The 23651-nt window shown below is 39.3% G+C and carries 12 protein-coding genes; 2 read left to right on the forward strand and 10 right to left on the reverse strand.

What is annotated here, in order from left to right; all coding sequences use genetic code 11:
* The first annotated feature begins 17 nt into the window (after positions 1-17).
* On the forward strand, positions 18-464 hold the full coding sequence (locus prwr041_RS06065) for a DUF4252 domain-containing protein (RefSeq protein WP_207155436.1): 447 nt from the start codon (positions 18-20) through the stop codon (positions 462-464).
* On the opposite strand, the gene prwr041_RS06070 is transcribed toward prwr041_RS06065, so the two are convergent.
* From prwr041_RS06070 to prwr041_RS06090, 5 genes are read right to left on the reverse strand one after another with little or no spacing between them, the layout of a single operon-like run.
* Positions 448-2898, reverse strand: coding sequence for a glycoside hydrolase family 2 TIM barrel-domain containing protein (locus prwr041_RS06070; protein ID WP_207155437.1), 2451 nt, complete (start codon positions 2896-2898; stop codon positions 448-450). The two genes, prwr041_RS06065 and prwr041_RS06070, sit on opposite strands and share 17 nt — an antisense overlap.
* Positions 2895-3923 (reverse strand): glycoside hydrolase family 53 protein, encoded by a 1029-nt coding sequence (locus prwr041_RS06075; protein WP_207155438.1) that lies wholly within the window; start codon positions 3921-3923, stop codon positions 2895-2897. The genes prwr041_RS06070 and prwr041_RS06075 overlap by 4 nt, the downstream gene beginning before the upstream one ends.
* A 24-nt stretch (positions 3924-3947) precedes the next feature.
* Positions 3948-5294, reverse strand: a complete 1347-nt coding sequence (locus tag prwr041_RS06080) for a DUF5111 domain-containing protein (protein WP_207155439.1) — start codon at positions 5292-5294, stop codon at positions 3948-3950.
* 12 nt (positions 5295-5306) lie between these two features.
* The gene (locus prwr041_RS06085) at positions 5307-6890 is read right to left on the reverse strand and encodes a RagB/SusD family nutrient uptake outer membrane protein (RefSeq protein ID WP_207155440.1); all 1584 of its coding nucleotides are present in this window, start codon (positions 6888-6890) and stop codon (positions 5307-5309) included.
* Between the two features lie 12 nt (positions 6891-6902).
* Complete coding sequence (locus tag prwr041_RS06090) at positions 6903-9869, reverse strand: SusC/RagA family TonB-linked outer membrane protein (protein ID WP_207155441.1); 2967 nt, start codon at positions 9867-9869, stop codon at positions 6903-6905.
* Positions 9870-10076: 207 nt separating this feature from the next.
* Between prwr041_RS06090 and prwr041_RS06095 the strand changes: the two genes are divergently transcribed.
* The gene (locus prwr041_RS06095) at positions 10077-13442 is read left to right on the forward strand and encodes a two-component regulator propeller domain-containing protein (RefSeq protein ID WP_207155442.1); all 3366 of its coding nucleotides are present in this window, start codon (positions 10077-10079) and stop codon (positions 13440-13442) included.
* 143 nt (positions 13443-13585) lie between these two features.
* Here prwr041_RS06095 and prwr041_RS06100 read toward each other — a convergent pair whose 3' ends face one another.
* The 5 genes from prwr041_RS06100 to prwr041_RS06120 are packed head-to-tail and all read right to left on the reverse strand — an operon-like array spanning position 13586 to position 23562.
* The gene (locus prwr041_RS06100) at positions 13586-15721 is read right to left on the reverse strand and encodes a glycoside hydrolase family 97 protein (RefSeq protein WP_207155443.1); all 2136 of its coding nucleotides are present in this window, start codon (positions 15719-15721) and stop codon (positions 13586-13588) included.
* Positions 15722-15751: 30 nt separating this feature from the next.
* Positions 15752-17518, reverse strand: a complete 1767-nt coding sequence (locus prwr041_RS06105) for an endo-dextranase (protein WP_207155444.1) — start codon at positions 17516-17518, stop codon at positions 15752-15754.
* A 28-nt stretch (positions 17519-17546) separates the two neighbouring features.
* The gene (locus prwr041_RS06110; RefSeq protein ID WP_207155595.1) at positions 17547-19040 is read right to left on the reverse strand and encodes a SusF/SusE family outer membrane protein; all 1494 of its coding nucleotides are present in this window, start codon (positions 19038-19040) and stop codon (positions 17547-17549) included.
* A 16-nt stretch (positions 19041-19056) separates the two neighbouring features.
* Entirely contained in the window at positions 19057-20556 is a 1500-nt protein-coding gene (locus prwr041_RS06115; RefSeq protein WP_207155445.1) for a RagB/SusD family nutrient uptake outer membrane protein, read from the reverse strand.
* Between the two features lie 9 nt (positions 20557-20565).
* Positions 20566-23562 carry a SusC/RagA family TonB-linked outer membrane protein gene (locus prwr041_RS06120; protein WP_207155446.1) on the reverse strand — a complete coding sequence of 999 codons (2997 nt, stop codon included), beginning with the start codon at positions 23560-23562 and terminating at the stop codon, positions 20566-20568.
* Between the last annotated feature and the right edge of the window lie 89 nt (positions 23563-23651).

Here is a 23651-nt window from a genome sequence, read left to right on the forward strand (position 1 = left end):
AAAATAACAGACATCAAATGAAAAGATTTATCATATCATTGGCTTTACTATGCTGCATGACTATTGCTGTAGCGCAGAATGCCCTGTTTAACAAATACGCAAACACTAAGGGAGTAACTACTGTCACTATAGGAAGTGCCATGCTGCAATTTATGGGAAATAGCAGAGTGGGCGACAAGGATATAAGTAAGATTGCCGGTAAACTGAAAAGTATAAAGATTTTGGATTGTGAACGTCCGTCAATAGCTCCGACAATATATAGAGAGGCGCAGCAATACTATAATAAATATAAATATGTTGTAGCTATGGAAACCAATGAAGATGGTGAGCATACAACGATATATATGAAAGAATACGGAAAGGGATTAAACGAATTCGCCCTTCTCCAATATGAGAAGAGCGAACTCCAAATTATTAATATATGGGGATATGTAAATCTCAACGATATTAAGGGATTGCAATAATCTTTGTCTTTACAGTCTTTCCTAATTTATTGTCTTTTACGGTAAGTAGTATGTCGCCCTTCTTACCGTTACTCTCTACAATGACAACCAACTTTCCGCTGAACAGTTTCATTTGAGGTTGAGTGAATGATTCAAGACTTGTAGCGTCTCCATTACATACTGCCTTGAAACTTCCAGCTCCCTTAACTTCAAATGTAAGTTCATCAGAGCCGTCAGGAATCAAATTACCCTTGTTGTCCGTTAGGCTAATGGTAACAAAAGCTAAGTCGTTTCCATCGGATTTTATCTCATTACGATCGGCTTTAGCCTCTAATTTCGCTGGCTTTCCTGCGGTATATATAATTTTCTCCTCAGCTTTCTCGCCATTGGCATTATATGCCACAACCTTTATCTCACCAGGTTCATATTTCACTTTGTCCCACATAAGGCGGTAGCGACGGAGTAGATCCATGTTTTCTAGCTGAGGCTTCTCTGTATTTGAGCTTGAAGGAGCAACCGAATAAGTCTGCTTAAACAGTCTTCCCTGACTTTTCCCGTTTACAAATAGTTCTGCAGAAGGATAGTCTGTATATACAAACACTGGTGTAACCTCTCCCTCGCGTCCATGCCATGTCCAGTGAGGTAATACGTGAAGCGTGTGTTTTGCTTTGTTCCAAACACTGCGATAAAGATAGAAACGGTCTTTTGGAAGACCAGCTAGATCGCATATTCCAAAATAGCTACTACGGCTAGGCCAATACGTATCATAAGGAGTAGGTTCGCCTAGATAATCAAAACCAGTCCATACAAACTGCCCAATGGTGTAACTTCTATCATCTTGCATCAGCAAATCAGCCTCTGGAAGATTACTCCATCCACAATATTCTGTATCATAACTAGAACACTGTCCGTCAGGATAAACACCGTTATCAGTGATTTTCATAGGGAATTTATATATTCCACGACTGCTAACTGTAGAAGCTGTCTCTGAACCTAAAATAAAACCTTGTGGAATTTGCTTTATGCTTGTATCGTATTTATATACTCTGTAGTTGAATCCAGGAACATCCATTACCTTTGCAAATCCACTAGCAATAGCTTTTTCAGCATTGTCCATACCTTGTGTTACAGGGCGTGAAGGATCAAGGCTATGGCATAAGTCCTGCAAGTGACGAGAAATCTCACGTCCTTCAACACTCCATTGCTCAGGAATCTCGTTTCCAATACTCCACATTACGATGCTAGGATGATTACGGTGATTAAGAACAAGATTTGTTATGTCGCGATCAGCCCAGTTATCAAAGAATTTAGCATATCCGTTTTTGCATTTAGGATATTTCCACATATCAAAGCTCTCAGCCATAACCATCATACCCATTGAATCGCAAACTTCCATTTGCATCGTAGAAGGCATATTGTGTGAAGTGCGAATAGCATCACATCCCATATCCTTCAAAATACGAATCTGACGAATTATTGCAGCCTTATTGACCGCTGTTCCAAGAGGACCTAAATCATGATGTAAACATACGCCCTGAATTTTACGACTGATACCGTTTAGCATGAAACCTTTTTCAGCTGAAACGCTTATCGTACGAATACCAGTCTTATCAGTCGTTTCATCAATAAGTTTGTCTCCACAATAAAGTTTCGTCACTACGCTATAAAGATATGGACTTTCAGGACTCCACAGCTTAGCATCTGCTATATTCATCTCAGAATGCATGTTCCCTATTTTGTCTATCTTTGCATTACTTTGAGCTTTAATATTTCCAGTAATATCAATGATAGATACTTCTGCATGAAGTCCTTCAATATTCTCATATCCATGTACATGAGTGTCTATGGCAATGTTGGCATTCCCATTACTGATTTTGTTTGTTCTTATATATGTGCCCCAACGGTCAATATTTGTATCCCCAGTCATTATCAATGTCACAGGGCGATATATTCCGCCGCCAGGATACCAACGACTGCTCTCCTCAACATTATTCAGATGCACTTCAATCGTATTATCCTTTCCGTCTTTATTGATATAAGGAGTCGCATCAACACGAAATGCATTGTATCCATACGCCCAATATCCGGCTTTGTGACCATTAATATAAACAGTAGGTTCACTCATTGCACCATCAAATTTCAGCATTGCGCGGTTATATTCAGAAGGAACAGTGAAAGTTGTTTTATAGAATCCTTCACCAATCCAAGGCAATGCACCAGAACGTCCGCTCTTTTCCGTTTTATTCTTCTCGCCATTCTGTGTTATGGCAACAGTCTGTAAGTCCCATTTTTTGTCAAAAGGTCCACTGATAGCCCAATCATGCGGAACAGTTACCTGTTGCCATTCTGTGTTATCGCGGCTGAACTGCCATTTGTTAATGTTAACTTCTCTGCGTACCTGTGCAAAGCAGGTAGCAGAGATTAATAATGATGTCGCAATAAGTTTTATCTTCATTGTTTGAAAATATTTAGTGTTGATGTCGCCTTTCCTGAGTTGTCAAATACTCCTTTGCTGTATCCTTCCCAACTGTTGTAGCATTCTGGTTCCCAATAAAACACACCAAGGCATCCGTTAATAGCTTTACAGCCTGTTACAAGCTTAGCCATAAAAGCTCCTGCATTTTCTGAATCCCAAGGCATACCTACTTCAGAAAGAACTACTTTACATCCATATCTGTCTTCCAGTGTCTTGATGTTGCTTAAGCAGTCGCCGGTTTCTGTTTCCCAATCGCTGTCTTCTGGGTAAAGAGACATACCGATGACATCCCATTTTGCACCATTAGCTTTCAATCCGTCGAAAAGCCATGTGAAACGACCTAATAAATTACCTTTGTCTACGTGTATGATGACCTGTGCGTTAGGGTACACACTCTTTACAGCATCATAACCAGCATTAATAAGTTGAGCGAAACTGCTCTGATCAGTGTCAGAATAAGCTCCTTCCTTCCACAACATTCCTGTTGGAGTTTCATTACCTACCTGAACCCATTCTACATCAACGCCTTTGTCTTTCAAAGTCTGCAATACATCTGTTGTATGTTTTGCTACGTCAACCTTAAGTTGGTCTAGGTTGTCGTTTGCCCATGCAGCAGGTTTTGTCTGATGTGCAGGATCAGCCCATGAGTCACTGTAATGGAAATCAATCATAACTCTGAATCCCAGAGCTTTTGCACGAAGAGCTTTAGCAAGAACATCCTGTTTGCCGTTCCAACCATCAGTAGGGTCAACCCATACACGTAGTCTTATAGAGTTTACGCCCATTGATTTCAACAGCTTCAAACATTCGGTTTCTCTTCCGTTTGCATCATAGAATTTTGTTCCAGCAGCTTCCATTTCTGTAACCCAACTTACATCGGCACCTTTTGCGAAACCGCTCATGTCGTAAGTTGGTACAGTCTCGGCAACTGTTGTATCGGTATCACTGCATGAAGATAATGCAATGATACTGACAAAAGCTAGAAATATATACTTTAATTTCATAAATTTTTAGTTTTAAGAATTGAACTATTTAGTATAACTCCACTTCATAGTGTTTAAATCCACTGTCACATTGAGAGTTGTTCCGTTCGTAAAGTCAGCATTAAACCATAGACCATACTTTCCATCTCCGCTGTCAAGAGTATATTGGTTTGTAGGATCAGAACCATACCACACCTTATTCTCTTCATCAACTATTTGGAAGTTCTCCCATTGCTGTGCAGCGTATGTACCAGCGTATGTACCTGTTCCAGTCTTAGCTAGTGTTGCCAACTTTGTTGAACCGTCTTTAGAATACATAGCCAGTTCTGATGGGAACTTAACTGTTGGATTACCAGGTGTAACAGTTCCGCTAACAATTTCATAACTGTATTGTGCATGACTGTTGATATACATATTAACAGTGTAAACACCAGCCTTTGCTATTGTTGTGTCTGGAAGATTGAATGTCTTCACTACAGATGAAGAAGTACGTGTTGTAGAATTGTATTCATTACCAGTTGCTGTTCCACCAATTTGTGTGTTGTCGGCTGTTGTCGTAATCAGAGCAGTCCAAACTCCCTTCTTACTATCATACGTAAAATCACTACCATTTATTGTGACTTTGGTGATATTTGCGGCACTCCATACGTCATTCTTTGTATCAACAGTAACAAACCAATGTCCGCTACCATCAGCAAACCAGCAATTCCATGCGTCGCTAGCCTTAGATAGTTCAAACTCATGGCCACTAACGTTATAGTTACCCCATACCGTTCCATCGTTCTCAACAAACCAGCAGTTATACCAACCAGCTGCTTTCATGTAGCCAGTATATATTCCGTTTTCAGAGTCACTGTAAAGGCGAGCTACAGTATCAGTCTTTTCCTTGCTTAATACACTGACAAAGTTCATGTGGATCGTAAATGGAGTAACGTTAACCTTTTCAACATTACTGTATGCTGGTTCCATATTGTTACCTTCTACGCTTTTTATGCGAAAATACAAAGGAGCCGAAACATCGGCACTTAGTCCTAAGCCTTTAGCTATGGAATTGAGGTCGTCACCTATATAAGCTTTAGAAGGAGAAATTACAGTACTCTCGTTAACCTTTCCGCTGAAATCCTCATTAGCTGATATTTGCAGATAAGTCTTTAGCACTCCGTCAGGAGCAGTCTTCGACGAATCAGAAGAAAGTAGAGTAGGGTTATTCCATTCTATAGACAATACAAGTTTCTTGCTATTGGCTATTGACAGTACAACGTCACTCGTTGTAGCAGTAAGTTCAGAACCCCCGAACCCGTTAAGGTATATAAGGTCACCGTCCTTATTACAACTGCTAAGCATTGTAACAGTTGTAAGTAGCAACATTATGTTGTATAATATCTTTTTCATTTAATTGCTGTATTAATAGTTCTCGTTGTATAGATTTGGATTAGCGGTGAGCTCTGTATTAGGTATAGGGTAGATGTTATACTTGTTGTCTACTGCCATACCGTCTTTAGTGCCACCTTTCCACTGCCAAAGATATTTTGAAGTGGTAAACTCGCCGAAGCGTATGAGGTCTGTACGACGTTCACTCTCAAGATATAGTTCACGTGCTCGTTCATCAATAATGTAATCAAGAGATAACTGGCTTTGTTTTAAATCACCGTCAGTGTTACCATAAGCACGTTCGCGCAAAGCATTTACATACTTTAAAGCCTGATCATAGCTTCCGCCATTGCCACCTCTTAATACCGCCTCTGCATACATTAGATATACATCTGCGAGACGAAACATTGGATAATCTGTATCTACACCACCATCGGCAGTATTAGAAGCAGTTTGTCCAGCATCGGTAAGGTTAGTCCATTTTGTCATGAAGTAGCCTTGCGACTGGTTCGTAATATCATCTAGATACTGAGTTTGGTTTTTCGTGAAGAATTTAGCACGATTGTCTCCAGTTTCAAATTTAGCAGGCAGTTCGCCTCTTGAACGGAACATTCCCCATGCAGACTTTACTCCATAATCGGCAACGTTAAGATCGCTTGATGTATTTCCCATTTCACCACAGATGATATATGTAGTAGAACCCCAAGACACAGTCTTCTGTGCATCAACAGGTAATGCGAATATTATTTCGTTGGTACGTTTGTCGTTGTCGGCATTAAATAGTTTAGAGTAATCACTTTCCAAAGTGTATCCTTGTGCGATAGCGTTATTACATGCATCAATGCACTCTGTGTATTTAGCCTGACCTGTATAAACCTCATCGTTTAGATACAGTTTTGCAAGCAGTGTATAAGCTGCGCCTTGTGAAGCACGTCCATAAGGGCATTCAGAAGCAGGACACATATCTGTTACTGCAGATTTAAGTTCACTTTCAATGAAAGCGGCTGTCTGTGCAGGAGTATAGCGAGGAGGAGTGAAACTTCCTACAGGATCGTTTTCGTCAACGAAAGGTATATAGCGGAACAGGTCAAGTGCGTGATAATAGAACAACGCACGCATGAAGCGAGCTTCTGCACGATAGTGTCGAAGCAATTGCTGATCGGTATCGCTGAATGTACTAATTTTAGTATCAGTGCAGTTGCGTAGGAATTCATTACACAGTGTGATGTTATAATATATACGATAATACATATCGGAAACCCAAGGATCGTTGGCATCCCACTGCAGATAAGTAATACCCGAAGTTTTATCACCCGACAACCATGTAGAAGCAACTTCATCAGTGCCACATTCCTGTAAATTGAAGTAGCATCTCATGTAATCGTATCCCATGTTAGAACTTAGGTCTGAATTTTGACCACCCTTACCTTGTCCAGTGGTCACCATTGACGTATAAATCTTTCCAAGAACAGATTCGTAATTTTCTGTAGAGGTGTACACCTGTTGAGATGTAGTCTCTGTATGTGGGTACTGGTCAAGATCGGATGTACAAGATGCCATAGGCATTGTCAATGCAGCAAGAGCCAGTGTATTGATTGCTATTTTTTTAGATTTCATGAATTTCGATTTTTAGAATTGAAGACCAATGCTAAGTGAATAAGTGCGTGGACGAGGATAGAAAGAATTATCCATTCCGTTTGGTACCTCTGGGTCTACGCCTGTATATTTTGTGATAGTGAATACATTCTGAACCAAAGCAGATAATGTAAGTCCAGATATATACTTTCCTACATTTCCGAAATTATAGCTGAGGCTTAAATTATCCAATTTCAGGAATGATGCATTCTCTACATAATAGTCAGACAAATACTGGCGAGATTTGAAACCAGTCTTTACATAACTGTTATTCAGATTATTCAATTGGAATGAGTTGTAGCTTACGGTTTCCCATGCGCCTGTGCTCATTGCCATTCCGTTATATACATAGTTGCCTATGTTTGCACGGAAACTTGCGCTGAAAGTAAACTTCTTATAACGTAAAGATGAACTTAATCCCATAATATAATCAGGGGCTGGAGACTTGTAACGATACAAATCAGAAGAGTTTATCTGTCCGTCGTGATTTAAGTCGGCGTATGCACCCTCAATAGGTTTGCCAGTTTTCTGGTCATAAAGCTGATGATAAACATAGAACATATAAGGTTCATAACCCTCTGATAATACCTGGAATTGATAAGAGTCAATGCTTGGACCTACAAGAATGTTGGTTGCGGTGCTTCCCTTTACTAAAGAGAGGTTCTTAACTTTCATTTTCTGCCAAGTAAGGTTGTAGCTTATGTTCCAATCCCAGTCCTTAGTCTTAATAGGATTGGCGTTAAGAGAGAACTCAATACCGTGGCTGTCTACGTTACCCACATTTGTAAGAATATTCTTAGCAAAGTTTGTTCCTGCAGCTGAAGGTACTGTTGCTAAAAGGTCTTTTGTCTTTCTTGTATAAAAGTCGAAACTTCCAGAAAGACGATTGTCGAGGAATCCGAAATCAAGTCCGAAATCCCATGATGATGTTGTTTCCCATTTAAGATTTGAAACGTATGCCTCTGGACGATATGTATATATGTATTGTCCGTTCATTAGTGCTTGTGCGCCGTCAACGCTCTGAGTGTATATAGGCAGATAGTTGTAGTTGCCTATACCATCCTGCTGGCCAGTAATACCATAGCTTGCGCGCAGTTTAAGATTATTGAGCACTTTGTTATCCTTTAACCAATTTTCCTGAGTCAGTGTCCATCCCAAAGCAATAGAAGGGAATGTTCCCCAACGTGTGTCTGGGGAGAAACGTGATGTGCCGTCACGGCGCATAGTTGCAGTAACAAGATATTTCCCGTCATAAGAATAGTTCAGACGACCATAGTAAGAAAGCAATGCATGACGATAGTCACTTGCCTTTACCTGTGATAGAATGTCACCCTTTGCATCCAATGTAGCATAAGCTGGGGTTGTGCTCTTCCAGTATTGGTAGTCATAACCTACAGTTGCCTCTACATTGCTCTTTATATCTTCAAAGTTCTTGCTATAGTTTGCATAGAGTGTAAGAAGACGGTTTGTGTTTTTCTGCGGACCGTAAGCATAATCAAGTCCGTAAGTTGAATAATTTGAAGCAGCCTCTAATGGTACATATACTGTTCCCTTACCTTCAGAGATATCAGTACCCATTGTCGCGTGCAATTTCATGTCGGGGAAGAAATGGAGCTTATAATCGAGGTCAACACTTCCGATGAAGCGCTTGACCGTACTTTTTGATGTGTTTTGGTCTACAAGACCTAATGGATTTCTTACGCCACCGTTTACTGGCAGTCCTGAAGCGTCAAGAGATTCATAATATCCGCCATAAGTCTGGTTACTCATGTAAATAGGTTGAGTAGGATTAAATGTCGCTGCTGCCCATATTGCGTTGCTATTATAAAATTGGTTGTTGTTGTATGTACCTTTTGCGTTGACAGTTACTTTCAAGTGGTCTTGAAAGAAACTAGGGCTTAATACTACATTTCCAGTCCAACGACCAACATTGTCATTCTTAACTAATCCGTTCTGGTTCATATATCCAGTAGAAACACGGAATGGCAGGAAACCAACTTTTCCACTTAAACTCAAGTTATTATCAGTTCCGAAAGCAGTGTGATACACTTGGTCGTTCCAGTCGGTATTAGCATCACCAAGAAGAGCCTGCTGGGCTGTTGTTCCCTGTGACTTTATGGTGTTTACAAAATCGTTGCGACTCATCATGTCGATAAGTTTTGTGCGAGTCTGCATGCTGTTAGTTGTATTAAAAGCAATTTTTAGCTTACCTTCAGCACCTTTCTTTGTTGTGATGATGATAACACCGTTTGATGCGCGTGAACCATATATGGCAGTAGAAGAAGCATCTTTCAATACGGTCATACTCTCAATGTCGTTTGGATTTATCATACTGAGGAAATTACTTGAATTTCCAGATATACCACCTTGCTCCAATGGCACACCGTCAAGAACGATAAGTGGGTCGTTACTTGCATTCAATGATGCTCCACCACGAATACGGATCGTACTTCCAGCTGTTGCAGAACCACTGTTTGACATGATCTGTACACCCGAAACTTTACCATTGATAAGCTGTTCAGGACTGCTTACCATACCTTTATTAAAGTCTTTAGACTGAACTGTTGATACACTACCAGTAAGATCACTTCTGCGTGCCGTACCATAACCGATTACAACAACTTCATTAAGAGATTTCTGGTCAGTCTGCATCTTAATGACAATATTGTTACCATTGATAGATACTTGCTGTGAAACGTATCCCACATAACTTACAGTAAGAATCTTTGTACTTTGTGGTACGATAATCTTAAAGTTTCCGTCAAGATCTGTTACAGCTCCGCCACTTGTGTTGCCTGGAAGCATAATGGTTGCACCGATAAGTGGTTCGCCATCGCTAGCGTCAGTAACGATACCTGTAATAGTTCTGTTTTGTGCTGCTGCAGATAATGACATGCAAAGCAACACCCCCAAAATAAAGAAGATATTCCTTATTCGGGATAGATTTAGAAGGTTACTCATTGTTTTTTAATTAATAGGCTTAATTGATTTTGTTTAAATTCTATGGCGACAAAGTTAGTCCCAATAAAATAGGGTAAAGAACACAAAATAGACAAATAAAACTACATATTAGACAAATATTCTTAATCGGATAACAAAAAAGACATCTATTGGTCTAAAATACGTATCTTTGCCATATTATACACAGTCAACTACAACCATAACATTATGAAAATCATATATCAGACATTGTTTATAAGCATTGTGCTGCTAATGTGCAGCATTAAGGGAAATGCCGTGCCATATAGATTTGATAATATGCATATTGACGGAACTTCTACCGTTTGCAGTTTCACGCAGGATGAAAGCGGAATGATGTGGCTTGGAACCGAAAACGGACTGTATAGTTATGACGGTTATAATTTCTATCCACATTTTCAGAGAAGGGATATCGCAAATTCACGTGTACATTCTTTATGTATGCGCAACGGAATGATATATTTGGGAACTGAAAATGGACTCATGATTTATGATATTCATGCCGGGAGATATGTAGAAAAAGCTATGAATGGACCGCATGATATACGTGCAATGCTGATGATGCACGACAGAATGTTGCTGGGAACATCACGTGGACTTTTTATAAAGAAAGGAAATAGCGTAAGATATGCTGCGGAATATGGAATCAGTCAGACTGTCTATTCACTGCTCAATACTCATTGGGGACAACTTGTTGGTACAATCAATGGACTATACGTCATCAATGGCAATCACGCACGCAGAATAATGATAGGTGCGGGAAGGCAACCACTTGTAAATGCGATAATTGCAGATAAGCATAATAATATATGGGTGGGAACGGAAGGTGCTTTATACAGTTGGAATGGGCGATCGTTTATCCCAGTTCTCCCTCTGATGGGAAATTCTGTCAAGACTCTTGTCATTGATGCTAAGGATAATTTGCTTGCCGGAACAGACAATGGCTTGTATGTCATCTCTTCAAATGGTCATGTAACGCGTGTAATACATGATGCGCGCTCACAAGAATCACTTGCCAATAACATCGTGTGGTCACTTTATCGTGACCGGTTTAATAATATATGGATAGGCACAGATAATGGAATGTCTATGTTCTCAGGCTTATCTTTCTATAGTTATACTTCTCTTGCTGACATTACGCAAAGTGGAGATGGTAACTGCCTGCACTATATTTATCGCGACAGTAGGGGCACCATGTGGATGGGTGGCACAGATGGATTGTTGAGATACGACAACCATAATGGTATATATGATCATGTTTCATGGTTTAGGCAGAATTCGCCGATTTCACCGCTGTCTCATAATCGTGTGCGTCGTATCTATGAGGATGTTGATGGTGATATTTGGGTAGCAACAGATCATGGAATTAATTGGTATGACAGAAAGAGTGGACAGTTTCACAACTTCATTATATTAGACAAGATCGGACGTTATTCCACAGCATGGGCGTATGATATGGTGCTTGACAGTCGCAAGCGCTTATGGATTGCCGCATATATGGGAGGTGTGTTTGTGATTGATAAGCGTAGACTCCTTTATTCTCATGGTACAGTCATCGCGGATCATCATATTTCTGATGGAAAGGGTAAACTATTAAATATACATGTTGGTCAACTTAATATTGATGCAAAAGGAAATATCTGGGCTCTTGTTTATGGTAGTGGCATGGCATGCATAAATCCGGTTAATTTCAAGGTGCGAACTGTAATGCCGCAGCGCAGCATCAGCTATATGATGGCGGATAGTCGTGGACGTATCTGGGCTGGATATGACGGTGGTGTAACAATGATAAATCCATATACAGGAAAGACGACGGACCATAAATTTACAGATGGTTTCACTTCCGACCGTGTAGTTTCTATGGTTGATGCCGGAGGACAGATTTGGGCTCTTGGAGAGCAGACTTGCCGCATCATCAATATGAATGGAAGCGACCGACATTTCCGCATACCTGGAATCACAGCTCTCACTGCTAGTTATTCTCCACGCGACAAGATGGTTTACATTGGTGGTAATGACGGCTTTGTTAGCGTTGCACCTTCTGTGTTCTCTGGAAAGGTGAAGACCCATAAACTAATGCTTACTTCATTGCTCGTTAACGGACATGAATATGTAAATGACGAATGTGATATACGCTTTGCTGACGAAGTAAACTTGAAATACAATGAGAATAATATCTCATTTCACCTTTCAGATATGCCTTACAATAATAGTCCACAAGCTATTTATGTCTACAAGCTTGAAGGTAGCGATAACGACTGGAGAAACCTTGACAGCAGAAATGGTGAAATACAATATAATGCACTGGAATATGGTAACTACAGATTGTTGGTGAAGAATATTGACAATGCTTCAGATGATGCATTTGTGTATAGTCTTGATGTTATCATATCTCCACCTTGGTATCTTTCCATTTGGGCTAAGATATTCTATGTAATTCTTATTATCGCACTTTTGCGCTGGATAATGAACTTCTATGCTGTTAAGAAGAATCTGAAACTTGAACGTATCGCAAGGCAACGCATCATGGAACAGGCTCAAGCTCGTACTCGTTTCTTTGCTCACCTGAGCAGTGAACTTAAAATTCCTTTGGCAAGGATTCTTTCGCCTGTATATAATCTACTTGCTTCTGATAATACAAAGAACTCCGAACTGGAGGATATACGCAACGGGGCATCTACTATCAATAGACTTATTTATAAGTCACTTGATGCAGACAGTGATGATCGTGAAATGATAAAACCACAGATTGTCACGATTGATGCTGTGAGCTATCTTAAATATCTTGCAGCTGATATTCGTAAAAGATGTAATGGCGGTATGCGTGTAGACAGTGATGTCACAATGCTTTATATTGATGTAGATGTTGTGCGCTGGGATATCGTGTTCAATGCTCTTCTTGAGTTTGTTCAGCGACATTCAGATAATGATTCCGAGAGCGTTATAACATTGCGTAGTGACGTAGAAAAACAGTTGCTTTCTATTTCGGTTGCTAATCGCACTATGCATATTAAAGATGCAGAACGACAGTTTATATTCGAGAAATACAATCCTGGGAGTAACGATGCCGACAATGTGTCTTCGGGACTCTTCATGGTAAAGAAATATATTGAGTTTGGCAAAGGTTCTGTTTCTTTTGACCGTAATTCAGTAGGAACTTGGGTCTTTAGAACACATTTCCCACTTGATAGAAAAGCTGCTCATTCCATAAACAGTGGTGAACAGGAACCAGCTGATAAATTGTTTGCAAAGGCTGTAGCCGTTATTGAAGCGCATATCAGCGATTCCGAGTTCAATGTTACTAGTCTGCAAAATGAATTAGGAGTTGGAAACAAATTGCTTTATCGTCGCATCAAACAAATAACCGGCATGACACCAGTTGAATACATTCGTGACATAAGGATGAAGAAAGCCGCACTGTTGCTTCGTGAAGGTAAATATTCTGTGTCAGAGGTGATGTTCATGGTTGGTTTCTCCAATACGGGATATTTCTCAAAGTGTTTCCAAAAAGCATTTGGAATGACACCTACTGAATTTGGAAAAGGAATAAAGTAATCGTATGATGTTAAAAATAATATAGCATAATCCGTTTGTTATTTTAATAACAAACGGATTATATTTAACTGATAAAAACTATCAAAACTATTTGAAGCTAATAAAAAATGTTATTATAGCAATTCTTGTGAATTCAAGCTAAATTATTCTTTTAACATAGAAATGGCAAAACCACCTCCTCTAGCTTCGCGTATCTTGAGCACATCGCCCTTTCTTAACGTTCTGTGAGTGATCACATAAGCTTCTGAATTTTTCTCGTAATCAGCATCAGGCGCATCTTGGTAGATAGTACAGTTGTACTTTCGTCCTTTGTCTAGAAAATCCAGCTTCACAACTGCTGTATGACCATCTCCGTCGCACTTACCGCCAATAAACCAATTGTCTGTCCCTTTAGTTTTACGGGCAACGGTAATATATTTTGCAGGCTCAGCCTCCAGATATTTTGAATCGGCCCAGTCTAAAGGTACGTCACGAACAAATTGCAGTGCATCATCATACTTTGCATAATTTTCAGGTGTATCTGCTACCATTTGTAGTGGACTATACATTATCATGTAAAGAGCCAGTTGACCGACAAGAGTTGTATGGATATAATTTTGATTTTTGCTCCATGTACTTAGCTTTGTTTCAATAATTCCTGGAGTATAGTCCATAGGTCCACCTTGCAGACGAGTAAATGGAAGGATGACAGTATGGTAAGGCGTATTACCACCAAAAGCCTCGTACTCTGTTCCACGTGCACTCTCATTAGCCACCATATTCGGATATGTTCGACAAAGCCCAGTTGGGCGGACAGCCTCGTGAGCGTCCACCATAATATGGTGTTTGGAAGCTTCTTTGACACAATACAAATAATGGTTATTAATAAATTGGCTGTAATGATGCTCACCTCGTGGAATAATATCCCCGACATAACCACTCTTAACAGCATCATAATTATATTTGTTCATCAGATTGTAGGCAGCATCCAGATGACGCTCATAATTCCTTACCGAGGCGCTTGTCTCATGATGCATCATGAGTTTCACCCCCTTATCATTAGCATAATCATTTAAAGCCTTGATATCAAAATCCGGATAAGGTGTTGTAAAGTCGAATACGTCATCCTTACTATGTCCGAACCAATCTTCCCAGCCTTCATCCCAGCCTTCGACAAGCACCTCGTCTAAATGGTTTTTAGCAGCAAAATCGATATATTTACGAACCTCAGCATTGTTAGCCCCGTGTGTGTTATTTGGCTTACATTTAGAATAGTCCGTAACACCTAAACGGACGGACGGAAGATCATCCGTGTAATTCCAAGTTTTAGCACCCACAATCATTTCCCACCATACACCGCAGTATTTAATGGGATGAATCCATGACGTATCTTTTAATTTGCATGGCTCATTCAAATTCAGTATAAGTTTACATGATAGCATATCCCTGGCATCATCGCTTACTAACACTGTACGCCAAGGTGTATTAAATGGTGTCTGTATATATCCTTTCAGACCTTCTGCATCTGGAGTAAGCCAAGACTCGAAGATAAAATTCTTATCATCAAGATTCAGGTTCATCGTCGGATAATTGACGCATGCAGCTTCATGAATATTAATATATAATCCATTATTGCTCTTCATTTGCAAAGCTGTCTGGACACCCGTCGGAGAATATGTAGTCTGCGATGCATTACTTGTTACAGCAGTCTTCATCAGACCACGAATCTGGGAAAGTCTGGATATCTGTGTTTCATACTCCTGCGTATCATAATCACCAGGTATCCAGTAAGCCATATTATCACCTGTCATTGCAAACTGTGTATGCTCTTCCTTAATAATAAAATAATTCAGATCCTTCTGCTGTGGGAATTCATACCGAAGTCCCATCCCATAATCATAGACACGGAAACGAATTACGATATTTCGGTTACTTGATTTCTGATAGAGATTGACTGCCATTTCATTATAATGGTTGCGAATAGTTGACGTCTCTCCCCAGACGGGTTTCCAAGTTTCGTCAAATGTAGAATCATGAGCTGACGTTTCCGTAAAGCCATCAATTAGACTCGTCTCATTCATTCCTTTGGAAGCACTCTTATTCTTAGCTAGTTCCAACCCCAAATGACTAGGCTTTATAACAGTCTTACGCTTGTAGAACATCTCGTAGGTAGGGACTCCATCTTCTGTAAGTGAAAATTTCACCAATACATTCCCATTCGGTGATTTTACTGTCTGAGCACATAGGCAATCAGGCAGTAAAATCATAAGAATAATAATAATCTTTATTATCTTTTTCATCCTTTTTTTTCTCTTATTATAATAATTTATTTATTTTTCGATGACAACCATTGTCCAATATTTCAAGGAAGGAATAGTAAACGTAACATAATCTCCTTGCTGCTTAAATTTAAGTTCTTGAGGAGCTCCACCATAATTATCAGGAGAAGCAACCCATATCTTCTTGACCGAAGAAGCATGTACCCCCAAAGGTAAGGATGTTATTGTCTCTGGTTCTGGCATGGAACCGTCGAGGTCGCGCCAACTTAAACTATTAGCTTTGACAAAGTTGAGAAGATGAATAACTTCTTTACCTTTAACCTCTTTGGCATACGCCGTTACTGTATTTAGCTTTGGAGGCCAGTTATTAATAATTACATTACTGTTTCCACTATAAATCTCATCATAATTCTGATTACCTTTATCTCTAAGGAAATTTTCATAAGCTGTAAAGAAATCATAATAATGAATGATTGCCGTTTTTAAAACGTCACTCATATTTAACTTGCTGTTTGGAAAATATTCATTCCCCAACATGTGATCGCCTAATTCAAGATGGTCAGCTCCAATGGCAAACATAACAGCATCAGTTAACAGCACACCAGGAGTGTTAAATTCAGATTTACTGCTGTTATAATTCATATAAGCGGCATAAACTTGAGCTAGGCTGTCATTATATGACTGATTGCTTTTCATAATGGAAAGTAAATCACTGAATGTTGACTCTCCACTCCATAATTCAGAGTACAAGAAATCTACATCACCAGTTTCTGCTATCTGTTGAGAACCAAAATTGGCAACCGCATTCATCACTAGACTTTTATTTAATTGGCGAGTCTTCATTTTTTTTATAAAAGAAGCGAAACCATCAGTAAGATTTAATTTACTCCCATAATAATCATAGACATTGCCCCTGTCTCCAACCTGGTCAATATGATAACCGTCAAAATCCAGACTAGCATAAACATCATCATTACGGTCGGCTATATAATTCTGCCAGTTTTCATTAGCAGCATCCATCAAATAGATGTCACTCTTCCATCCAGTCGGCATAGAAAGTTTATCCATCGTGGCATGTCCTGCATCATCATAAAGATGCCACTTCTCACTGACACCATCCTGTTTTGCATCATCCAAGGCCCCATAGCATAGATTATAAAACATAGCCTTCATACCATAAGCATGCTGAGTAGATATATAATCTTTGATAACACTAGTATAAATAGTACGGTTTGCTATATCTGTATAACTGTCCATCAAGTTTCCTTTTGTTCCTCCTAAAGGCCATTGATGTTTGTAATGCCAATCATAAAACTGGATACCATTGATATGGCAACGATTGAGAAAAGACATGTCATCCTGAATTACAGAATGGGTTTTACTACCATCGTATGTAGCCACAAAACCATAACGGGGGTATTTAGCCCAATCGGTAGATACATCGATAGCAATAGTACCATAGACGGTTTCTGTATGATCGTCATTTTGAGTATAAACATCAGCTAGATAACCAGTATAGTTAGCGGATGGGGCTGTCCATGTCCATGCATTACCAGCCAAGTTATCACTGGTAACAACATCGTTCCCATGACGATAACGGATCTTAGCTCCTACCGGAATCTTACCAGAAGCAGTAATAGTAACTGTCTCTCCAGGTTTGTAAAGTGCTTTGTCCGTATTCAAATTTAAATTTAATTCAGAACTGATATTGACTGCCGGTTGCAACGTCTCTATATGAGAACTGTCAAACGCGACATTGTCACTACTACAAGATTGACATATCAGCGGAATAATCATTAATATAGGATACATTTTCATATTTATTATTATTTTTTTATATTGTAAACTATTGCTTAACAATAGAAACCGTCTCTTCAAGTTGATTAAGTGTAATTGTATAAGTTCCGGAAGTTGTAATTTTCCATTTTCTATCAATACTGGAAATATCAATGTTTTTGTATTCCTCTTTTAGATAGTCATTGCTCATATCAACAAATAGAGCTTTTTCAGTCTGTCCAGTAGGATTTTCATCATTCCCGTTGGCACACATGAACCAGCCTCCAAGCCAGTCACTTTGTTTGTCGCAAGAAAACTTTAGTTCACCAGCGTTAAGTGTTCCTGTCCATGTAAAGATATAAGGACTGTCTGTAGCTGTCATTGGTGTAGCGTTGCCAAGATCCCAGCCGCTTGGAGCTGCATCACCTACCAGATACATCATGCTGTAAGGTGTAAACTCACTCATCATCATACGCTCCTTGCCTGTCCGAATATCAACACAAATTTTATATGCTTTACCCGTCTCACTATCCTTCAGTTCCCATTTGTTGTCAGGACTGAATCCGCTTACCAGTTGCATCGAAGTTTCGTTATAAAGGGCATTTTCCTGAGTTGGTTTATACATATATTCCCAACTGTTTTCTGATGTGCCGAATTTAAAATTACCGCCTTGATCAAAATAATGTCCATATCGGAAAAGAAAATTATCCAAAGGATCATGGGCCATATTAACGAAATTCCAACTTGTCATATCTCCTACAAAATAAAGATAGTCAAAGGCTGGCTTATTTCCTTCTTCCTGAGTGAATGTGACTTGACCAGTAAGGAGATTTGCTGTCACCTTGTAATAATGGTCCACAGTAATTTGCCATTTACCGTCAGGTTGATCATCACGGGTACGTAATACTACCGAGTCATTTTCATTCTTATTATATGATGGGAGAATCTGTCCAAGGGTCGTGATAAATTTCAAGTTGCCGGATTTTAAAGTACCTTCCCAAGTGAAAAGACCGTTTTCTGTACGTGTCATCGCTGTTGCATTATCTGCACTCCAGCCATTTGGCGTCGCATCACCGATAAGATAAAGAGTTGTAGTAACAGCCTTATAGGGAGTCATTTGAAAAGTTAGGGAGTCTGTTTGAGCCTGATCTACTCCATTTACGATAGCACTGATACGTGCATCTATACTTGTAGGCTGTCCTGCTGTTCCGCCAAACTTATCTAGGATAAGATTATTGATATTTTCTTCGTTTATACTCCATGTATAGACTTGTGATCCATTTGCCAAAGCTGTATACGGTTCCGCAAAATTAGTTCCTGCTTTAGCAAGTTCGAGTTGATAATAAATTCTATTACCTGTATCAGCATTATTTCCGGTTGTCCAATTCAGCGTAATCGCATTACTAGCATGGTTGATTTCCTGTAAATTATCAACTTTCTCGGCTGCGGTTAGGGTGAGTTGATTCGACCCTTTATCCAACTGTTTGTAGTCCTGATCGGTACAAGCTGAAAGTAATAGCCCTCCTAGCAATATTCCGATAAAACCATAAATATATTTTTTCATCATATTTCTTAATTTATTAATAACCTGGATTTTGTGTCATCAGAGGATTTGCATCAATCTCTGTCTGTGGAATTGGGAATAACAAACGGTCTTTTGTCACATTTGTCTTTCCGATAGATTTAAGAAATTTCAAAGCATAATTGCCATGGTCCAAACGGATCATATCAAACCATCTATGCCCTTCAAAAGCGAGTTCCATACGCCGTTCATGAATAATTTTATCACGCATTTCTGACTGCGTAAGACCAGAAACAGCATCTAATCCAGCACGTTTACGTACAGTGTTAAGAGGTATTGCTGCTTGGTCTGTTTGGCCAAGTTCATTAAGAGCTTCTGCCTTCATAAGTAATACATCTGCATAACGATATATGACGAAGTTGGCTGGCGATGTATTATATTCAGGGGAAATACTCTTCGGAATTAAGAATTTTCTCACATTATACCCAGTGTATGAATAAGAACTTTTATAGCTTTTTCCATCAAAGTCTGGGCAACCTTCATAAAGAACCGTAAGATCTTTTCTCTTGTCACCATCTTCCCATTGACCCATAAATTCCGATGTAGGTTGATTCCAGCCGTAACAGCCAGCTACAAAGTTGGAGTTACGTGGTCCCATAAAGGTAGACAACCAATTTGACTGAGGATTGTTCCCCCAGAAATCATACTCAGTATCTCCACTATATTGTACTTCAAATATAGATTCAGTTCCATTATTAACCTTTGCGTCAAAATTTGCGTCAAAATTACATTTGCTCAAATCGTAACCAAGAGCTGTAACTGAATCACAGAGATTTACTACATGCTGATAATAGTCTGGATGGTCAGGTGCAAGCGTTAGATACATATCTGCCATCATGGTCATGGCTGCATCCTTAGTAGCGCGTCCTATATCTACTTTATTATATTCACTCTTAGTTGGTAAAAGGTCCATAGCCTTTTGACAATCAGAATGAATCTGTTTGTAAACATCATTAGCAGAAGAACGGGCAATAGCTGTAGTTGTACCAGGAGCATAAGGCACAAGTCGTAGAGGGATGCCTCCATATAGACGAACGAGAATATAATAATAATGTGCACGAAGGAAATATGCCTCTCCAAGACAGCGTTTTTGGAAATCATCCAAATTTTTACCTTCTAGATCCTTGATCAGAATATTACATTGCCCTATGCCTACCCATGGTGAACGCCACATGTAAAGGGCCATGCCATTATCACTTCCTTCCGTGAAGTTTGAGGCCTGAACAGTTTCTATACCATCAGTACCTCCGCCAGCACCAACATTGCTGTTTCCTGAAACTATATCTAGCGTCCATAAACGCTGATTATACATATTTGAAGATTGGAGCGTTCGATAACAACCACTCGCCATAGCTGAAGCGACAGAATCTGTGACACTTGTCTCTGGATCTACCGTGTTCTTGGGTGCTTTGTCTAGAAAATTATCACTGCAAGATGTAACTGTTTGGACAGCTAGAACTGTCAAGAATACTATATTGAAAACCGATAACTTTTTCATGATGATATTTTAGAAGTTAACATTAAAACCAATATTGAAAGTTCTGGAAACAGGATAACTGGACAAATCTATGCCGTTAATGCCTACTTCCGGATCAAATCCAGAATACCCCGTGATAGTAGCTACATTTTCACATGAAAGTGTTAGTCGAGCACTTTCAACAGAGAAAATTTTTACCCACTGCAACGGAAAATTATAAGAAAGAGATATCGTTTTTAGACGAAGATAAGATCCACTTTCCACAAAACGGTCTGAAATGCGGTTATTGCCATTTGGATCGCTATAGACGGCACGGGGTATAACGTTACTTGTTCCCTCTCCATTCCAACGTGAAAGAACATCGGTCAACTGGTTGTAAGCTGCAGACATTCCTGTAAGGTCAATTTTATTGGCATTAAAAATTTTATTGCCAGCAACTCCTTGAAGATAAATGCTCAGTTCAAATCCTCTCCAAGTCATGCTGTTGTTTATTGAGAACAAATGGCTTGGATTAGGATTACCGATAACCGTACGGTCTTCATCATTGATTACACCATCATGATTAAGATCTTTGAAACGAATATCACCTGGTTCTGCACCTATCTGAGAAGCATGGTCATGAACTTCTTTCTGATTTTGAAATATTCCGTCAGTTACATAGCCGTAGAATACGTTGATAGGATAGCCTTTTGCCAACATCGTGACATAAGAATTATTAACTTGATTAATATAATAAGGGGTAGAACTGTTTAAATCGTTGATCTTATTTTTATTATACGTGTAGGATAGAAGTGTTTCCCAACCAAGAATTCCTTTAAGATTCTGGGTATGTAAAGTGATTTCTATTCCTTTATTGGTAACTTTACCAGCATTGGTGTAAGTAGTACTGGTATCCTCAAAACCAGATGTAATAGGAATCGAAGCTTTTACAAGCATATCGCTGGTCTTCTTGATATATGCATCAAAAGATAAATTAATTCGTGAATGGAACATTGTCGCATCAAAGCCAATATTTTTTTGGGCAACCTGTTCCCAGTGAATGTTTGGATTAGCCAAAGTGGTGGAAATAAGTGCTGTCTGCTCATTGCCATCTGTACCAAAAGGATAGACACTTGTATTATAGGTAGGCATATAGCTGTAATTGCTTACGCTGGCTTGGCTACCTGTAATTCCGTATCCCATGCGGATTTTCAAGTCATTGAGTAACTCGTTCTGTTTATACCATGGTTCTTCTGTGAGTCGCCATGCCATAGAAACAGATGGGAAAGTTCCCCAGCGATGATTGCGTCCAAATCGGCTTGAGCCATCTTTACGTATGGTTGCTGTTATTAAATAACGGTTACGATAATCGTAATTAGCACGAGCCATATAGGAGAACAGAGCCCATTCTGTCTCATTGCCACCAATCGCATACATCTTCTGTCCATTGTCCATTTCATGAACATTTTCGAAAGCGAAGAGATTTTTCTGTGCATTCAGATAATCAAAATCATTCCATTGTGCAGAAGTACCTGCCATTAGAGAAACATGATGCTTCTCGGCAAAAGTATGGTCATAGAGAAAATAATTATCCCAAAGGTAAGTAAATGACTTATTATTACTTTTATATCTAGAGCTTTGCTCTACAGGAATAGGCTTCCATGCGTAAGCTGGAGTATAGTTATCCATATACCAGAATTTCGCATCAATACCCAAAGTACTTTTAAATTTCAAATCCTTGCTAAAACTGATTTCACCTGTAATACTACCAAGAAGATTATAACCATTTGTCTTGTTTTGATCCATTTCAGTAGGGCCCACAGGATTTCTTGTAGAACCATACCATAAAGAATTACCATTAGGTCCTGACCATTCACCGTTTTCATCTTTTACAGGAAAAATAGGGAGTGCACGATAGGTACTTCCCAAGTCATAATTTCCCTGCTTCTTAACATCAGCACTCAAAGCAAGGCTGTTTGAAAATTTGAGCCATTTTAGAACTTGAGCATCACTGTTAGCCTCGAAGGTATATCGACGATAACTCACACTTTTAACGGTACCCGTCTGGTTAAGAAAACCTCCCGACACATAATAATGGGCTTTATCTGATCCACCAGAATAGCTTAACGTGTAATTTTCAAGATAACCTGTACGAAAAATCTGGTCATTCCAGTTGGTTCCATTTCCGAGTGAAGAAGGAGCTGTCCATAAAGGGTTCTGATCATAACCAGCATTAGCCATCATCTCATTATTCAATTCTGCATATTGAGAAGCATTGAGCAGAGAAGGCTTTTTCGTAGCATTCTGAAATGAAAAGTTTACGTTCAGTGAGAGATGTCCTATGCCATCTTTACCTTTCTTTGTCGTAATCATAATTACGCCATTGGCACCACGAGATCCGTAAATAGCAGTTGCCGAAGCATCCTTTAATACATCTACTCGTTCTACATCAGCCATATTCAGATTATTCAATCCCAAATCAGTTGGTATACCATCTATGACGACAAGAGGATCACAGTTGTTGATAGATCCCAATCCTCTGATTTTAATAGAGACATTGTCACCAGGTTTTCCTGCATCTACAACTTGCAGACCAGCGACTTTTCCTTGTAAAGATTGTCCTATGTTTGCAACAGGTTGCTCATTCAACTTTTTAGCATCTATGGATCCTATTGAACCCGTTAGATCACTCTTCTTCATCGTGCCATAACCAATAACTACAACTTCATTAAGTTGCTTGCTACTCTGAGATAGCTCGATGTCTAAAACTTGCCTGCCTTGAACCGGTACATTTTTTGTAGTATATCCCAAATAAGATATAGAAAGAGTACCTGTAGAAGGAACCATAAAGATAAAATTACCATCCAAATCCGTAACTGTGGCATTTGTAGTACCTTTTTGGATTACCGTAGCTCCAATAATAGGTTCCCCGCTTTCGTCTTTTACGACTCCGTGAACCTTAATGTTTTGGGCGAAAAGGCTTAGTGATAGTAGAACGCCTACGCTACAAAACACAATTCTTTTTGTCAATTGTTTAAAGATGTTCATAAAAAAGATAAGTTTACATTTTGTTTAGATTTCTGTGGCAAAAATAGTTTTTTATTCTACAAGTTAATCATGCAAGTATAAAATAAGTA

It is taken from the genome of Prevotella herbatica, from assembly GCF_017347605.1.
Lineage (GTDB): Bacteria > Bacteroidota > Bacteroidia > Bacteroidales > Bacteroidaceae > Prevotella > Prevotella herbatica.

What these genes read in the sequence shown, in the direction of transcription:
- prwr041_RS06120 (WP_207155446.1), bottom strand. Translation starts at nt 23,562, where the DNA reads ATGAACATCTTTAAACAATTGACAAAAAGAATTGTGTTTTGTAGCGTA.
- prwr041_RS06090 (WP_207155441.1), bottom strand. Translation starts at nt 9,869, where the DNA reads ATGAGTAACCTTCTAAATCTATCCCGAATAAGGAATATCTTCTTTATT.
- prwr041_RS06075 (WP_207155438.1), bottom strand. Translation starts at nt 3,923, where the DNA reads ATGAAATTAAAGTATATATTTCTAGCTTTTGTCAGTATCATTGCATTA.
- prwr041_RS06085 (WP_207155440.1), bottom strand. Translation starts at nt 6,890, where the DNA reads ATGAAATCTAAAAAAATAGCAATCAATACACTGGCTCTTGCTGCATTG.
- prwr041_RS06115 (WP_207155445.1), bottom strand. Translation starts at nt 20,556, where the DNA reads ATGAAAAAGTTATCGGTTTTCAATATAGTATTCTTGACAGTTCTAGCT.
- prwr041_RS06070 (WP_207155437.1), bottom strand. Translation starts at nt 2,898, where the DNA reads ATGAAGATAAAACTTATTGCGACATCATTATTAATCTCTGCTACCTGC.
- prwr041_RS06100 (WP_207155443.1), bottom strand. Translation starts at nt 15,721, where the DNA reads ATGAAAAAGATAATAAAGATTATTATTATTCTTATGATTTTACTGCCT.
- prwr041_RS06105 (WP_207155444.1), bottom strand. Translation starts at nt 17,518, where the DNA reads ATGAAAATGTATCCTATATTAATGATTATTCCGCTGATATGTCAATCT.
- prwr041_RS06080 (WP_207155439.1), bottom strand. Translation starts at nt 5,294, where the DNA reads ATGAAAAAGATATTATACAACATAATGTTGCTACTTACAACTGTTACA.
- prwr041_RS06095 (WP_207155442.1), top strand. Translation starts at nt 10,077, where the DNA reads ATGAAAATCATATATCAGACATTGTTTATAAGCATTGTGCTGCTAATG.
- prwr041_RS06065 (WP_207155436.1), top strand. Translation starts at nt 18, where the DNA reads ATGAAAAGATTTATCATATCATTGGCTTTACTATGCTGCATGACTATT.
- prwr041_RS06110 (WP_207155595.1), bottom strand. Translation starts at nt 19,040, where the DNA reads ATGAAAAAATATATTTATGGTTTTATCGGAATATTGCTAGGAGGGCTA.